At 69.6% G+C, this 16,835-nt stretch carries 10 protein-coding genes and 1 pseudogene; 7 read left to right on the forward strand and 4 right to left on the reverse strand.

What is annotated here, in order from left to right:
- Positions 1-97 precede the first annotated feature (97 nt).
- The 3 genes and pseudogenes from AB0I10_RS36555 to AB0I10_RS36565 form a co-directional block, all read right to left on the reverse strand.
- On the reverse strand, positions 98-994 hold the full coding sequence (locus AB0I10_RS36555) for a geranyl diphosphate 2-C-methyltransferase (RefSeq protein ID WP_363157056.1): 897 nt from the start codon (positions 992-994) through the stop codon (positions 98-100).
- 2 nt (positions 995-996) lie between these two features.
- Complete coding sequence (locus AB0I10_RS36560) at positions 997-2,328, reverse strand: family 2 encapsulin nanocompartment cargo protein terpene cyclase (protein WP_363157057.1); 1,332 nt, start codon at positions 2,326-2,328, stop codon at positions 997-999.
- 100 nt (positions 2,329-2,428) lie between these two features.
- A pseudogene (locus AB0I10_RS36565) lies at positions 2,429-2,701 on the reverse strand (hypothetical protein); the annotation flags it as partial.
- 810 nt (positions 2,702-3,511) lie between these two features.
- Between AB0I10_RS36565 and AB0I10_RS36570 the strand changes: the two are divergent.
- From AB0I10_RS36570 to AB0I10_RS36600, 7 genes are all read left to right on the forward strand, one after another.
- Positions 3,512-5,164 carry a GMC oxidoreductase gene (locus tag AB0I10_RS36570; RefSeq protein ID WP_363157058.1) on the forward strand — a complete coding sequence of 551 codons (1,653 nt, stop codon included), beginning with the start codon at positions 3,512-3,514 and terminating at the stop codon, positions 5,162-5,164.
- Between the two features lie 267 nt (positions 5,165-5,431).
- Positions 5,432-6,808: a glycosyltransferase gene (locus tag AB0I10_RS36575; RefSeq protein ID WP_363157059.1), complete on the forward strand. Its 1,377-nt coding sequence runs from the start codon at positions 5,432-5,434 to the stop codon at positions 6,806-6,808.
- A 68-nt stretch (positions 6,809-6,876) separates the two neighbouring features.
- Positions 6,877-7,935 (forward strand): DegT/DnrJ/EryC1/StrS family aminotransferase, encoded by a 1,059-nt coding sequence (locus tag AB0I10_RS36580; RefSeq protein WP_363157060.1) that lies wholly within the window; start codon positions 6,877-6,879, stop codon positions 7,933-7,935.
- 27 nt (positions 7,936-7,962) lie between these two features.
- Positions 7,963-9,141 carry a cytochrome P450 gene (locus AB0I10_RS36585; RefSeq protein ID WP_363157061.1) on the forward strand — a complete coding sequence of 393 codons (1,179 nt, stop codon included), beginning with the start codon at positions 7,963-7,965 and terminating at the stop codon, positions 9,139-9,141.
- An 80-nt stretch (positions 9,142-9,221) separates the two neighbouring features.
- Complete coding sequence (locus AB0I10_RS36590) at positions 9,222-9,413, forward strand: ferredoxin (RefSeq protein WP_363157062.1); 192 nt, start codon at positions 9,222-9,224, stop codon at positions 9,411-9,413.
- 21 nt (positions 9,414-9,434) lie between these two features.
- Positions 9,435-14,765 (forward strand): beta-ketoacyl synthase N-terminal-like domain-containing protein, encoded by a 5,331-nt coding sequence (locus AB0I10_RS36595; RefSeq protein ID WP_363157063.1) that lies wholly within the window; start codon positions 9,435-9,437, stop codon positions 14,763-14,765.
- Positions 14,766-15,015: 250 nt separating this feature from the next.
- Positions 15,016-15,972 carry a tyrosine-protein phosphatase gene (locus AB0I10_RS36600; protein WP_363157064.1) on the forward strand — a complete coding sequence of 319 codons (957 nt, stop codon included), beginning with the start codon at positions 15,016-15,018 and terminating at the stop codon, positions 15,970-15,972.
- 182 nt (positions 15,973-16,154) lie between these two features.
- Here AB0I10_RS36600 and AB0I10_RS36605 read toward each other — a convergent pair.
- Positions 16,155-16,835, reverse strand: a 681-nt coding sequence (locus AB0I10_RS36605) for a phosphopantetheine-binding protein (protein ID WP_363157065.1), incomplete at its 5' end; no start/stop codon positions are given.

Below are 16,835 nucleotides of genomic sequence, written 5' to 3' on the forward strand. Positions count from 1 at the left end.
TTTCCCTACCCCCCCCCCCCCCCCCCGCGCCCGCCGGCGGGGCCCCGGGCGTCCCCCCCCCCCCCCCCCTTCCGGTCAGCGGTCGGTCAGCGGTCGGTCAGACGCGGTCGGCTGCAATCAGGAGGTACTGGAAGGAGCCGTCCTTGTACGAGTTGATGAACGCCTCTTCAATACCGGTGACCAGTGAGGACGTGGCCCGCAGCTCCCAGTAGGGCAGGGTCGAAGGAGTCAGGTCGATGACGGCCTGCGGTACGAGACGGTTGTCGGCCATGGCGCGCAGGTACTCGCGGCGGGAATGGATGTTGCACTCGAAGTGCGCGTTGATCTGGGAGACCCACTTCGAGGGCTGGCCGTAACGCGGGTTCCAGCAGCCGGTGATGGTCACATAGCGGCCGCCGACCGCGAGGACGCGGGAGTGCTCGGCGAAGAGGTCGTGCAGGTCGACGTACATGCTCGACTCGTTGTTCCACGAGGCCGCGGCCTGCCCCGTGTCGAAGGGCGTGTCGAGCATGTTGCACACGCGGGCGTGGACATGGTCCTCGATGCCGAGTTGCTGGGCGCGCTGGTTGGCGAAGTCGGCCTGCTTCGCCGACAGGGTGACGCCCTGGACCTTGCATCCGAACCGCTGGTGGGCCATGACCATCGAACCGCCCCGGCCGCAGCCGGCGTCCACGAGTGTGTCGTCACGCCCGATGGAGCCGAGGTGGTCCAGGAGGACCTCGGCCTGCGCCGACTCCAAGCGGTGGAGCTCGGCGATCAGCCGCTTCTCGTATGTGCTGTCATTGGCGTCCCCGAGGGCGGAGTGGTCGACGTCGCCGATGCCGTAGTGGTGGTGGTAGAGCCCGTCGACGTCGCCGAGACGCAGGTTCACGGGCCTGGCCTCGTGGTCCCAGTAACGGGCGATGTCACCCTGGTAGGGCGACGCCGGGGCGGGGACGAACGCGGAGGTGCCGTTTGCGGTGGTGAGCTGGGTGCTGGTCACAGAGAGGTCCATCCTTACCAGAAATCGGGCAGGCTGTATCGATAGGTGTTGGTCTGGTGCCAGTAGTGGTTGCCGTCGACCCATACGGCCACTCCCCGCAGGAAGCGCAACACGCTCGGGACGGGGCAGGCGGCGGCCAAGGCGGCGGCCTCGGCTTCGAAACCGTGCATGAGGTCGTTGTGGACCTCGACCGCCTTCAGATAGGCCTCCCGGTCGGAGAGGTCCTCCCGTTCGGCGATCACCACGGGCAGGTTCAGGTGTCGGCCGGGGCTCTTGAGTTCCTTGGTGTACGAGTACAGGTCGTTGACGATGGTGGTGGCGTTGCCGGCGAGCGCGATGACCCGCTGCATGGCGGGCCGGGCGTGCAGGTCCGCCGGCAGTTCGTAGCCACCGACGCTGTCGGTCAGGGTGGGGCAGGGGCGGAAGTTGTTGAACTGGCGCATCGCCAGGTACTCCCACACCTCGGGCGTGTGGTCCGTCTGGGCCCAGGCGGCCTCTGCGAGGTACCCCAGGTGCAGACGGGCCATGTCGTGCCGGAACCGGTCGGCCTGGGAGGGGGTGGCCATCTGGAGGAAGTACTCCATGGCGGAGTGGTAGGCGCGCCGAGGGGCGTCCGACCGGAGCGACTCCGCCCACCCCGGCTCGTACTCCCTCGTCGTGTGCAGCGGGTCGAGAGCCGTGTGCGCCAGCAGGAGGCGGCCGCCGAGACCGATGGGTGAGCCGCCGTGGTCCTCGCAGTAGCAGTCGTCGACCGCGTTCTCGGCGACCATCAGCCGCGTGGCGATCATCAGGTGGTCGATGCTGGGAGCGTCCGGATGACAGGCGACCATGTAGCGGCCGACGGAGAAGCCGTCGAACTGGTCCTCCCACTCCGGGGGGTAGGCCTGGACCTCGTCGACCGCCCATGCCTTGATCCGGCGGCTGACCTCATCCACCCGCTCCGGGTCGGGCTGTGGCACCGGGTGGTGGTACAGGCCCGGGATCGGTTGGCCCTCTTCCGGTGTCTCGGGCGCCGGAGACACCGGAGACTCGTCACGTCGGGCCAGGTAAAGGCTCGCCGTGCCCAGACCACTGGGGCCACGCAGGATCCGTTCCAGGGCAGGGCTCGATTGCCTGACCGCGGCAGCGCCCTCCCCCACGTGCCGAGCGATCAGGTCGCCACCCGGGCCGTCTTCGGGTGCGGACACGTCTACGGGAACGGCCACTGCGGCGGGGACGGGGGCGGAGGGCGGGCCGGGCAGGGCGGCGCCGCCGGCTTCGGCGCCGGCAGCGTGGGTGGGGGCGTGGGCCCGAGCCGCAGCGGCAGGCAGGCCCGACTGCAGAGGGGAAAACCCAGGATCGGGCATCCGTAGCTCCTTGGTGAGGTGGGTTGGCTGTCCCGGACCCCGGCCGTGCTCGCCCGGGATCCGGGGAGTTCCGGGCCGTCGTGGCCGTCGGATGGGTTCTCTAGTCGCGCCTGCGGGCTCTCTGCACGTTCTCCAGCACGCCGAGCGCGTCGGGCACCAAGACGGCGGCGGAGTGGTGCGGGGTGACCAAGGACTAGATGATCGCCTGCAACTCGTCGCGATCCTCCGGATTGGGCGGGCCGGAGTAGGTCTGGATCCGCTGCTTGAAGGAGGCGTTGTGGAGTAGACCGAACTCCCGGTTGTTGATCAGCTCGCACTCCTGGCGCTCACGCAGCGCCTCGATGGTGAGTCTGAGCTGTTCCTCGGTCTGGTCAGTCTGGCTGATCCGACCGTCGGCGATCAGTTGGATCTGCGGAGCGGACTGGGTCGTGGCGGCGAGGTTGCGCGCAGCCGCGGTGCTCAGGATGGACTGCCGAGGCGGCTCCAGCTGCGCTTCCGGGCTGGTCTCAACGGTCATCGGGCGAGCTCTCCTTCGCGAATGAAAGAGGAAAAGGAAGGTGAACATCTGGAAATCCGTCCAGATCCCGGAGAACAGTAAAGGGCCGGTACGCCCAGTTCGCCCCATGAGGCCGTTGGAGTTACTTCGATGCAGTGATCTTGCTCCGCACCGGGTTTGTCTGGACGACCGACATCATTCGGACTATCTGTTCGTGAACACGTTTGGCGCACGGTGTGGCCGCCCAAACCGCCTTCATTTGCGGTACTCACAGCCCGACTTGATGACCCATCAGGTAGGGATCGAACGCCAGTAGGGCAACGCATATGCCACTGCAAGGGAAGACCATCGTCGATTCCGAGGTCGGCGCCGGCCCCGGACGGCCGCTGCCGTTCGTCCGGGACGACAGGAAGGCCTAACGGAGTCCTACCAGCGGATGGCGGAAAGACGCGGCCCGGCCGCACCGTCCCCGGGCGGATTGCAGACACCGCCGCTCCGGTTGGGGCATCGCATTCCAGCCAGTCAACAGCCTCTGCATCTCTGGCATTTCCCCCAGTCTTTATTGATCAGGATGGTGGAGCCCGGCGGCTCGGGCTGATCGACAAGGCCCGCGATCCCCGCCGGAACGGCCCCGCGGAACAGCCCCGCGGGGAAGGATCCTGTCGGCGAAGGTCGGGTACTACCAGCGTGTTTGAGAACCAGCATCTGTCACGGCGCCGTCTGCTAGGACTGGCCGCCCTCAGCGGCGCCGCCGTCGCCGGAATGACCACGATTTCCGCCGCCCCGCGTGCCGCGGCCGCCGATAAGAGGAGTCCGCAGGGCGGCAGCGGCTCGTTCGTACCGGCCGTGGTGATCGGTACGGGATACGGCGCCGCGGTATCCGCGCTGCGGCTCGGTGAGGCCGGAATTCCGACGCTCATGCTCGAAATGGGCCAGCTGTGGAACAAGCCCGCCGACGACGGCAATGTCTTCTGCGGAATGCTCAAGCCCGACCGGCGTTCCAGCTGGTTCAAGTCGCGCACCGAGGCCCCGCTGGGCTCGTTCCTGTGGCTGGACGTGATCAACCGGGACATCGACCCGTACGCGGGAGTGCTGGACAAGGTGCACTTCGACCAGATGTCGGTGTACGTGGGGCGAGGGGTAGGCGGCGGTTCGCTGGTCAACGGTGGCATGGCCGTTGTACCGAAGCGCTCGTACTTCGAGGAGGTCCTCCCCCGGGTGGACGCCGCTGAGATGTACGACCGGTACTTCCCGCGCGCCAACTCCATGCTCAAGGTGAACCACATCGACAAGGGCTGGTTCGAGGAGACGGAGTGGTACAAGTTCGCGCGGGTCTCGCGTGAGCAGGCAGGCAAGGCGGGGCTGGGCACCACCTTCGTCCCCAATGTCTACGACTTCGGGCAGATGCGGCGCGAGGCGGCCGGTGAGGTGCCCAAGTCCGCGCTGGCGGGCGAGGTCATCTACGGCAACAACCACGGCAAACAGAGCCTGGACAAGACCTACTTGGCAGCGGCGCTCGGCACCGGCAAGGTCACCATCGAGACCCTGCATCAGGTCAAGGCGATCCATCAGCAACCGGACGGCAGCTATGTGCTGTCCGTGGACCAGATCGACGCCGACGGCAAGGCCGTCGCCCACAAGGAGATCGCCTGTCGCCATCTGTTCCTCGGCGCCGGCAGCCTCGGCTCCACCGAGCTGCTGGTGCGCGCCCGGGACACCGGCGCGCTGCCCGACCTCAACGCCGAGGTCGGCGCGGGCTGGGGCCCCAACGGCAACATCATGACCGGCCGGGCCAACCACGTCTGGAACCCCACCGGGGCCCACCAGTCGTCGATCCCCACCCTGGGCATCGACGACTGGGACAACCCCGCCGCCCCGGTCTTCGCGGAGATCGCGCCGATGCCGGCCGGTCTGGAGACCTGGGTCAGTCTCTATCTGGCGATCACCAAGAATCCCGAGCGCGGCACTTTTGTCTACGACAAGGCCAGTGACCGGGCCGTGCTGCGCTGGACCCGGGACCAGAACACGCCCGCGGTCGACGCCGCGAAGTCGCTCTTCGACCGGATCAACAAGGCGAACACGACGATGTACCGCTACGACTTGTTCGGGCCGCAGCTGAAGAACTTCTCCGACGACTTCAGCTACCACCCGCTCGGCGGCTGCGTCCTGGGCAAGGCCACCGACGTCTACGGCCGGGTCGCGGGCTACCGCAACCTCTATGTCACGGACGGCGCACTCATACCGGGGTCCATCGGAGTCAACCCCTTTGTGACGATCACGGCGCTGGCCGAGCGGAACATCGAGCGAATCATCGCGGAGGACGTCAAGGCCGCGTTCTAGTACTCCCGTTACGAGCACCTCCGCTATCAGTACCTCCGTTACGAGTACTTGCGTTACGAGTACTCCCATTACGGTTCGCTGTTTCTGCTGGTCCGAGCATGTTGGCGCGTGCGGTGAGCTGATGTGCCGTCGCAGGGCGGGAATTGGGGACCGGCCGGGGTCTAAGGATTTTCCGGTGACTGGCGTGAGATCAAAGGGGAGTGCGGCCAGTCGATCCGCACGGGGGTGTGCTTGCCGAACCCCTCTGCCATCGCTGAAAGGGAATTCATGGACTCCGCCCGACGGCCGATCCTCTTCGTCAGTCTTCCGGAGAGCGGGCTGGCCAATCCGCTGCTCGTACTCGCCGAGGAACTCTCCCGCCAGAATGTGCCGGATCTCTGGTTCGCCACCGATGAGCCGCGGTGCGAGGATGTGAAGAAGATCGCGGTGGGGTCTGCGGTGGAGTTCGCCTCGTTGGGTGAGGTGGTCACCGAGTTGTCAGCGGTGACGTGGGACGACGAGGTCTATCGCGAGATCACTCAGTCCTCACGTTTCAAGGCGCATCGCGCGGTGATCCGGCAGTCCTACAAGCCTGGGCGGCACGAGGAGAAATTCCACAAGCTGGCGGCCGTTGTCGACGAGGTGCGGCCGGCGCTGATGGTCATCGACTGCATCAGTGCTTTCGCAATCGAGTTGGCGATTTCGCGGGATATTCCGTTCGTACTGAGCGTGCCGTTTGTGCCGAGCAATGTGCTGACGGCGTTCACGCCCTTCGCCAAGGGCTACACCCCGCGGGGCTTCCCTGTGCCGCACACGGGACTGCCGCATCCGATGACGTTCGCGCAGCGCGTGAGCAACACGCTCTTCAAGTGGCGGACGCTGGCGATGTTCTGCACGCCCGAGATGGGCAAGGTGATCGCGGAGGACAACCGGCGGCGCAAGGCGCACGGGCTCGGGCCGCTCAGTCCGATGGCGCGGATCGAGCACGCCGAACTGGTGCTGTGCAATTCGGTCGCCGAGCTGGATTACCCCTTTGACATTCCGGAGAAGGTGCGGCTGGTCGGTGCGATGGTGCCGCCTCTGCCGGAGGCTCCGCAGGACGACGATCTGTCGCGGTGGCTGGATGCGCAGTCCTCGGTCGTCTATGCGGGGTTCGGGACGATCACCCGGCTCACTCAGGAACAGGTCGATTCCATGGTGGAGGTCGCCCGTCGGCTCAAGGGGCGGCACCAGGTGCTGTGGAAGCTGCCGTCGGGACAGCAGCACCTGCTGCCGCCGAAGCAGTCGTTGCCGGCAAACCTCCGTGTCGAGAGCTGGGTTCCGTCGCAGTTGGACGTGCTGGCTCATCCGAATGTGAAGGTGTTCTTCACTCATGGTGGCGGCAATGGTTACAACGAGGGCGTCTATTTCGGCAAGCCGCTCGTGGTGCGGCCGTTGTGGGTGGACTGCTACGACCAGGCCGTACGCGGCCGGGACTTCGGCATCAGTCTGACCCTCGACCGGCCACGGGACATCGACGTCGATGACGTGGTCGACAAGCTCACGCGGGTGCTCGACACCCCCTCCTTCCGCGAGAACGCGGAGCGGCTCGGCGCCCTGCAGCGGGCGGCGGGCGGCCGTGAGACCGCCGCCGAGCTGATTCTCGGACTTCCGGTCCTGGCGTAAGACCGCACGAGCACACACGTACGCACATACGTACGAGGACTACGAGGAAGACAAGGAAGAGGCAGCGGATGTCGTTCAAGTATCCCGTGTCCAGGCCCACTCTGGACGGCAGGGAGCTGGAGTACCTGACCTCTGCCGTCGAGGACGGCTGGATATCGTCTCAGGGCCCGATGGTCCGGCGGTTCGAGCGTGCCTTCGCGGATTACAACGGGATCGCGCACGGCGTGTCCTGTTCGTCGGGGACGGCGGCGCTCACGCTGGCGCTGCGGGCGCTGGGCATCGGCCCGGGTGACGAGGTGATCGTTCCGGAGTTCACCATGATCGCCTCCGCGTGGGCGGTCACGTACACCGGCGCGACACCCGTGTTCGTGGACTGCGCGGACGACCTCAACATCGATGTCACGCGTATCGAGGAGAAGATCACGGCGCGGACGAAGGCCGTGATGCCCGTCCACATCTACGGCCGGCGTTGCGATATGGACGCGGTGATGGATATCGCGTACCAGTACAACCTGCGGGTCGTGGAAGACAGTGCCGAGGCCCACGGCGTCCGTCCGGTAGGGGACATCGCGTGCTATTCGCTGTTCGCCAACAAGATTATTACGGCGGGTGAGGGCGGCATCTGCCTCACCGACGACCCCAAGCTGGCCGGGCAGTTGGCGCATCTGCGGGCCATGGCGTTCACCAAGGACCACAGTTTCCTGCACAAGAAGGTCGCCTACAACTTCCGTATGACGGCCATGCAGGCCGCTGTCGCACTGGCCCAGGTCGAGCGGCTGGATGACATTCTCCAGGCGCGGCGGGTGATCGAGCGGCGCTATGACGAGGGGCTCGCCGGAATTCCCGGTATCACGCTGATGCCGCCCAGAAACGTGCTGTGGATGTACGACCTGCGGGCCGAACGCCGCGAGGAGCTGCGGGAGTTCCTGGCCGGTGAGTCGATCGAAACCCGGCTGTTCTTCAAGCCGATGAGCCGGCAGCCCATGTACTTCCACCCCGACTGGCCCTCGCTCAAGGCGAATACGTTCGCCGAGGACGGGCTTTATCTGCCCACGCACACCGGACTGACCGCCGCCGACCAGGACTTCGTGATCGACAGGATCCGCACGTTCTACGGCGTCGGCTGACCGGACCGTTCGAGAGGAATTCCGTCCATGACGCAAGCAGACCCGATGGCGGTCGACTTTCCGCTGCGCCATCCCGGCGTGCCGTTCCCGCCGCCGCACTACACCGACTACCGCGACCGGAAAGGGCTGGTCCTCTCGCACCTGCCCGACGGCAAACGGGTATGGCTGGTCACCCGGCACGAGGACGTACGCGCCGTCCTGACCAACCCCAAGATCAGCTCCAATCCCGAGCACGAGGGATTCCCCAACGTCGGGGAGACCCTGGGAGTGCCCAAGCAGGATCAGATCCCAGGCTGGTTCGTGGGCATGGACTCCCCCGAGCACGACCGGTTCCGCAAGGCCCTCATCCCGGAGTTCACCGTCCGGCGCGTGCGCGCGATGCGACCCTCGATCGAGCGCACGGTGGAAGCACGACTGGACGCCATGCTGGCCGCGGGCAACACCGCCGACCTCGTCGCCGACTTCGCGCTGCCCATCCCGTCCCTGGTGATCTCCTCCCTGCTCGGCGTGCCGCCCGCCGACCGCGAGTTCTTCGAGTCCCGCACCCGCGTCCTGGTCTCCCTCCGCGCCTCGACCGACGAGGACCGTATAGCTGCCGCCAAAGACCTCCTGCGCTATATCAACCGGCTGGTGGACATCAAGCAGAAGTGGGGCGGCGACGACCTCATCACGCGGCTGCTGGCCACCGGCGTCATCGCCCCCCACGAGCTGTCGGGCGTGCTGATGCTGCTGCTCATCGCCGGTCACGAGACCACGGCCAACAACATCGCGCTCGGCGTGGTCACGTTGCTGACGAACCCTCAGTGGATCGGCGACGACCGGGCCGTGGAGGAGACACTGCGCTTCCACTCGGTCGCCGACCTGGTGTCCCTGCGCGTGGCGGTCCAGGACGTGGAGATCGCCGGGCAGCTCATCAAAGCGGGCGAGGGCATCGTGCCGCTGGTCGCCGCGGCCAACCACGACGAGAACGTCTTCGCGTGCCCCCACAAGTTCGACCCCTCCCGGTCCGCCCGCCACCACGTGGCCTTCGGCTACGGCGTGCACCAGTGCCTGGGGCAGAACCTGGTGCGGGTCGAGATGGAGGTCGCCTACCGCAAGCTCTTCGAGCGCATCCCGAACCTCGAACTCGCCGTGCCCGTCGACGGGTTGGACATCAAGTACGACGGCGTGCTCTACGGCCTGAACGAGCTGCCGGTCCGCTGGTAGCCGCCGCCCGGCCCCGTCCGCCCGGCGGCGCGTGCCACCGGCCGCCGGGCGGCCACTTCCACCGCAGGAGAGACATCGACATGCGTATCACCGTTGCCCCCGACCGCTGCGTGGGGGCGGGCCAGTGCGTGCTGAACGCGCCCGCGCTCTTCGACCAGGACGACGACGGGCTCGTCACCCTCCTCGCCGAGCCCGGCGCCGGCCAGGAGTCCACGGCCCGGCTGGCGGGTGCCCTGTGCCCGTCCGGGGCGATCACTGTGCACGAGGGCTAGGGCCTGTTTGGGCAGGAGCTCGTGTCCGAACCCCGGCCCGCCCCCCAACTGACGAGAGTGCTTGAGAGCGATCCGGGAGTGATGGTGCCCGTCCACACAGATGACTACGCGATCCAGCCGCCCGCCGACGCGGCCGATGTAATGGGCGGCTTCACGCTGCCCGAGGTGTTCGAGGCCGCCGTGGGATCCGCCCCCGACACGGTGGCCGTCGTCGACGGGGACCGCTCGTGGACGTGGGCCCAGTGGCGAGCGGACGTCGCCGCGCTGGCCCGCGGCCTGCAGGAGTCGGGCGTCGCGCCCGGCGACGTGGTGGCGGTGCACCTGCCGAACTGCTGGGAGCTGCAGACCCTGCACCTGGCCGTCGCGGCCGTCGGAGCGGTACTGCTGCCCGTCCACCAAGGCACCACGGCCCCAGAGATCCACGCGCTCCTGACCCGGGCGGAACCCGTCCTTCTCGTCCTGTCGGCTTCCGGGAGCGAGAGTGAGGCGACGGCCCGTTCGCTTCTGGAGAGCGTGCCGTCGTTGCGCGGCGCGCTGATGGCCGGTGCGCCGGATGCGGGGCGCGAGGAGCCGGGGGTCGGGTCGCTGGACGGGCTGCTGGCGGCCTGGGCAGGCAGTGGGCCCCGGCCGGTGGACGTCACCCCCGACCTGCCGCTCGTCCTGATCCCCTCGTCCGGGACGGCCTCGGCGCGGCCCAAGCTCTGTGTGCACAGCCACGACGGTCTGCTGTCGAACACCGCGGCCGTCACCGCCGAGGCCGCCGACGCCTTTGACGGTATGGTCCTGACGGCCTGCCCGATGACCCATCTGTTCGGCCTCCAGGCCATGCACGCGGCGCTGTTCGCCGCCTGCGGGCAGGTCCTGCTCGCAGGCTGGGACGTGGACCGCTTCCTGGAACTGGCGCGAGAGCACGAACCCCGTGTCGTCTTCGCCGTGCCCGCGCAACTGCGGGATGTCGTCGCACGGCTGGCCAAGACGGACGAGCCGGCGGGCTTTGGGCCGTACCAGGTGCGTACGGCGGGGGCCGCCGTCGCGCCCGCGCTCGCCGTACAGGTGCGCACCGTCCTCGACTGCGAACTGGTCGTGGTGTGGGGGATGTCCGAGATCGGCACCGGCACCCGCACCCGGTCCCACGACCCCGACGGCAGTGTGGGAGGGCCGGTCGGCGGTGTGGACGTGCGGGTCGTCGATGAGCACGGCGGGGTGTGCGCGGCGGGCGCGACCGGTGAACTCCAGTACCGGGGGCCGGGGTTGTTCCGCGGCTATTTCCGCGAGCCGGAGCTGACGCGCTCGGCCCTCACCGAGGACGGCTGGCTGCGGACCGGCGATCTCGCGGCCATCGACGCGGACGGCGTGGTGGTGCTGCGCGGCCGGGCGACCGAACTGATCAACACGGGCGGCCGGAAGTTCAGCGCCACCGAGGTCGAGGGGCTGCTCGCGGGCCTTGCGGGCCTGGGCCCGTCGGCCGTGGTCGGCGCACCGGACGACCGGCTCGGGGAGTATCCGTGCCTGGTCGTGACCGACCGCGCGGACCGCACGATCGGTCTGACCGAAGTGACCGCGTTCCTGCGCCGGCTGGGGGTCGCCGACCACAAGATCCCCCTCGAACTGGTCACCGTGCGCGTGCTTCCCCTCTCCCCCGCCGGGAAGCTCGACCGCGGGGCGCTCAGGCGGCTGCTCGCCGGCCTTGAGGCGGCGCCCGTTCCGGCCCGTCTCGGCGCGGTCCCGCCGTACACCCCCGAGGAGGCGCTGGAACTCGTACGCGACTGCGTCGGCCGGGTGCTCGGGAACGGCGGCACGGCCGTTCCCTTCGACCCCGACACGGACTTCCGCGGGCTCGGCCTGGACTCCATCCGCTCGGTGCGGCTGCGGAATCTGCTGCGGGAGGAGACCGGGCTGCCGCTCCCGGCCACGCTGGCCTTCGACTTCCCCAACCCGCGGGCCGTCGCGCACGTACTGGCCGAGCAGGAGGAGCCGTCCCAGGAGGGGCCGCGGGAGATCTCGGCGGACGGTGCCGACCCTGTGGCGATCATCGGGATGGCCTGCCGGCTACCCGGCGGAGCCGGCTCCCCCGACGCCCTGTGGGACCTGCTCGCCGACGGGACCGACGCGATGTCCGAGTTCCCGGAGGACCGCGGCTGGGACCTGAACCGGCTCTTCGACGAGGACCCCGACCGCCCGGGGACCTCGTACGCACGCGAAGGCGGCTTCCTGCACGACGCGGGCGACTTCGACGCGGGCTTCTTCGGCCTGTCCGACCAGGAGGCGACGGCCACCGACCCGCAGCAGCGACTGCTCCTGGAGGCGGCCTGGGAGACCTTCGAGCGGGCGGGCATCGCCCCGGAGTCTCTGAAGGGAACCCGTACGGGTGTGTTCACGGGCGCGATGGACCGCGGCTATGGCGCCACCGCGTCCGCCGCGCCCAGCGCGTGGGAGAGCATGCTCAGCACCGGGGTCGCCGGCAGCGCGATCTCAGGGCGCATCGCCTACACCTACGGGCTCGAAGGCCCCGCGATGACGGTCGACACCGCCTCCTCGTCCTCCCTCGTCGCCCTGCATCTGGCCTGCCGGTCCCTGCGGTCGGGCGAGTCCGACCTGGCGCTGGCCGGCGGCGTCACCGTCATGGCGACCCCGGCGCCCTTCGCGCACTTCTCCCGGCTGCGCGCGCTCTCCCCCGACTCCCGCTCCATGGCGTACGCCAACGCCGCGAACGGCTCCGCGTGGTCGGAGGGCGCGGGACTGCTGCTGCTGGAGCGGCTGAGCGACGCCCGGCGCAACGGACACCGTGTCCTGGCGCTCGTACGGGGCTCCGCCGTGAATCAGGACGGCGCCTCCAACGGGCTCACCGCGCCGAGCGGGCCCGCGCAGCAGCGCGTCATCCGCCAGGCCCTGGCCGACGCCGGGCTGACGCCGCAGGACGTGGACGCCGTGGAGGGGCACGGCACCGGCACACCGCTCGGCGACCCCATCGAGGCCCAGGCCCTGCTGGCCACATACGGCCAACAGCGGCCTGAGGGAAGGCCGTTGTGGCTGGGTTCGGTGAAGTCGAACATCGGGCACACACAAGCCGCCGCCGGGGTCACCGGGGTGATCAAGACGGTGCTGGCGCTGCGCCACGGCATCCTGCCGAGGACGCTGCACGTGGACGCTCCCTCGGCCAAGGTGGACTGGTCCGCTGGTTCGGTACGGCTGCTGACCGAGGCCCGGCCCTGGCCTCGGGAGAGCGGACTCACGCGCCGGGCGGGGGTGTCCTCGTTCGGCCTCACCGGTACCAACGCGCACGTGATCCTTGAGGAGGCGCCGGGCGAGGGCGTGGAAAAGGACGTGGAAGAGGCGCCGGACGGAGATCTGGCGGAGGCACGGGGCGAGTCCGGGACGGCTCTGGGCCCGGAGCCGGCCGGTGACGCGGCCACGCCCTGGGTGCTGTCCGCCCGGAGCCGGGCGGCGCTGCGCGCGCAGGCGGGGCGCCTGGCCGAGCATGTGGCGGCCGACCCCGGTCTGCGCGCCCAGGATGTCGCCCACGCGCTGGCCACCACCCGTGCCGTGCACCGGCACCGGGCCGTCATCAGCGGCTCCGACCGTGCCCAACTGCTCGCGTCGGCAAGGGAGTTCGGGCGCGGTGAGCGGACCGCCGGCGTCACCCTGCACGACTCCGTGCCGGGCGGGCTGGCCTTCGTCTTCCCCGGGCAGGGGGGCCAGCGCAACGGCATGGGGCGCGAGGCGGCCGAGGCGTTCCCCGTCTTCGGGCAGGCGCTGCGCGAGGTGTGCGACGCGCTGGATCCTCTGCTGGCGCGGCCGCTGACCTCGGTGATGTGGGCGGCACCCGGCTCCGAGGAGGCGGCCCTCCTCGACGACACCACCTACACACAGCCCGCTCTGTTCGCCGTCCAGGTGGCCCTGTACCGGCTTTTCGAGTCCTGGGGGGTGACCCCCGACCACCTGGTGGGGCACTCGGCCGGCGAGATAGCCGCCGCCCATGTGGCGGGCGTGCTCGGCCTCCAGGACGCGTGCACCCTGGTGGCGGCCCGGGGCAGGCTGATGGGCGCGCTGCCGCCCGGCGGCGCGATGGTGGCGGTGCGCATCACGGAGGCCGAAGCGACCCCGCTGCTGGCGGAGTCGACGCAGGCCGTGTCGATCGCGGCCGTCAACGGGCCGCACTCCCTCGTGCTTTCGGGCGCCGAGGCCCCGCTCGCCGCGCTCACGGACCGGCTGGCCGCCGCCGGTCACAAGACCCGGCGGATCGAGGTGCGGGTGGCGTCCCACTCGCCGCTGATGGACCCCATGCTGGAGGAGTTCCGCGCGGTCGTCCGTACGCTGTCCTACGCCGCGCCCGCCGTTCCCCTGGTCTCGACCGTCACCGGCCGCCCCTTGACCGGCGAGGACGCGCGCGACCCGGACCACTGGGTGCGGCACGTGCGGCAGTCCGTACGCTTCAAGGACGCGATCGGCCGGCTCCGGGGCGAGCGCGTCACCGGGTTCCTGGAACTTGGTGCCGAGCCGGCGCTCACGCCGATGATCGACGAGTGCCTGGAGTCGGCAGACCCGCAGCCCGGGGCCGCCGTCGTGCCGAGTCTGCGCGCCGGGGTGCCGGAGCGGCACGCCCTGCTCACCGCGGTCGCCCGGGTGCACGCCCATGGCGTTCCCGTCCACTGGGACGCGGTGCTTCCCGGGGCCCGGCCCGTCGCCCTGCCGACGTACGCGTTCCAGCGGCGGAGGTTCTGGCTGGCGTCGACTCCTGTGAGCCCGGCGGGGTCAGCGGGGTCGGCGGGGTCGGCTGCCGACGGGCGCTGCGCGGGCGTCGCGAGTGCCACGAGCCTCTCGGTTGCCGCGGACGGGATGGCGGCCGGTGAAGAGCCGCCGGGGCTGGAGGCCAGTCTGTCCGGTCTCGACGACTCCGAACAGGACGCGCTCGTACTGGCCCTGGTTCTCGCCGAGACCTCGGCCGTGCTCGGCGGCCAGGAGACCCGTGGCGAGGAGGGCAACCGCACGTTCAAGGAGATGGGCATCGAGTCGCTTAATGCCGTCGAACTGCGCAACCGCCTCATCGCGGCCACGGACATGCGGCTTCCCGCCACGCTCATGTATGACTACCCCACGCCGAACGCCGTCGTCCGACTCGTCCGCGAACGACTCGCGCGGCCGACCGCCCCCGCGCGCGATGTGGCCTCTGTCGTGGCCGAGTTGGAGTCCTTGCTCACGGCCGGTGCGGAGGTTTCGGAGGAGACGGTGGCACGGTTGAAGGCGGTGACGGCGGGGTCGGGCGGTGGTACGGGCGCTGACCCCAGTGGGGTGCTGGACCTGACGTCGGCCAGTGATGACGAACTGTTCCGGCTGATGGACGCGGAGAGTTGACGGGTGGGTGCGGGTGCTCTCCGGAGCGCCCGCACCCACCCGTCGGCTGAAGCCGGGGTTTCCGGCGTACGGCAGCCCGGTCGCTCAACGAGCGACCGGGCCTTGCGCGTTGCCGCTATAGCGGGCCCGCGGCGGCCCGACGGGCGCGGCCCGCCTTCCCGGCCTGGCGCGGCCGCCCTTCCCGGCTTGGCGCGGCCCACCTCGCCAACTCTAGGTAATTCCATGCTATTTCGGGCCGTACGGTCCCGCCATGAACTCCCATTCCACGGCGGCGGTGCTGACCGCCCGCCGCATCGCCGTATCGTTCATGGCCGCCGTATCGGCAGTGGGGGTCACCGCGCCCCTCGCCTCCGCCACCGGAACAGGCCGGCACACACCGCAGGCGCCGCTTGCCGCGCACGGGATTCCGTTCGCCGACGCCACGGTGACCCAGCAGAAGGACGGCTCGTTCACCGTGTCCTGGAAGGCACCTGGCGTCGTTTCGGTGACCGTCTACGCCGGTGACAGGGCCGTGGCGCACGGCGGCCCCGAGGACAGCGTCACCGTACGCGGACTGCCCGCCACCGACCGCCGGTGGTTCCGCCTCGTCCCCGACCAGGGCGACCCGCTCAGCCTCGCCGACCGCTCGCTGCACTTGGAGGGCGTCGCCGACTTCCGCGACGCGGGCGGCTATCGCACCGCCGACGGCCGGTGGGTGAAGATGGGGGTCCTGTACCGCACCAGCGACCTGCACGCGCTCACCGACGCCGACCTGGCCAAGCTCCAGCGCCTCGGCATCCGTACGGACTTCGACGAGTGGCTCGTCTCCAAGCCCTCGGCGATCGACGCCTACCGTTCGCTGTTCAGCCTCGCCGCCGACCCCGGCTCCTACGCGCTGGCCTACCACTGCGAGGGCGGCAAGGACCGTACGGGCTGGGCCACCGCCGCCCTGCTCACGGCCCTGGGCGTGGACCGCGACACGGTCACACGGGACTACCTGGCCACCAACGACCACGCCGCCACCAGCAACGCCGCCACCCTCGCCAAGCAGACCCCCGAGATGGCCGCCCGCCTCAAGCCGATGCTGGACGCCAGGGCCGAGTACCTGAACGCGTCCTTCGACGAGGTCAAGGCCCGCTTCGGCACCTTCGACGCCTATCTGCGGGACGGGCTGGGCCTGAGCGAGCAGGACCTGGAGCGGCTGCGGGAGGCGCTGCTCACCGACTGACCGGCGGCTTCTGCGGCGCGCGTTACCGGACCGGTGCGAGGGCTTTCCGTGCTCGGTATCCGCCGCCGCGCAGCACTGTGCGCCGCCGAGTTGTTCGACGGCGCACAGTGGCGGTGCTCGAATCGGCCGACTCGAATCGGCCGAGGTGTACAGGAGTTACTGGTACGGGCCGTTTCGTCGGGTCAGGACAGGCCGAGTTCCTTGTCGAGGAGGTCGAAGACCTCGTCGTCGGAGGCGGACTCGAAGTCGAAGTCCTCGTCGGACGGGGACTCCTCGTACTCGGCTGCCGCGCCGGTGTCCCGCAGGGCGTTCCACTTTGCCTTGAGGACCTCCAGACGGCCTGCTATCTGCTCGTGGATCTCCTCCGTGATGTCGAGTCCGCCGAAGGTCTTTTCCAGCCTTTCGAGTTCGCCCAGGAGTGCCTCCGGGCCGGAGGACGCCTCGGGTGCGATCCGGGCATGGAGGTGGTCGACGAGCTCTGCCGGCGTCGGGTAGTCGAAGAGCAGGGTCGCCGGCAGGCGGATTCCGGTGAGGGTGCTCAGGCGGTTGCGGAGTTCGATCGCGGTCAGGGAGTCGAAACCGAGGTCCTGGAAGGCCCGCTCCGGATCGATCTCCGCGGCTCCGTCGTGGCTCAGTACGACCGCGACCTGGCCGCGTACGGCCTCCAGCACGACCTCGTGGCCCTCCGCCAAGGGCAGCCCGGCCAGGCGCTGTGCGAACCCGGCCGCGCTCTCGTCGCCCGCGGCGACGCCGGAGCGGCGGGTCCTGGTGCGGATCAGGCCGCGCAGCAGCGGTTGGGGCTCGCCCTGGGCCCGTAGGGCCGCAAGGTCCAGGCGGACCGGGAGCGCCATGGGTTCGGCGCT

Origin of the sequence: Streptomyces sp. NPDC050636 (genome assembly GCF_040654775.1) — a bacterium.
Taxonomy (GTDB): Bacteria; Actinomycetota; Actinomycetes; order Streptomycetales; family Streptomycetaceae; genus Streptomyces.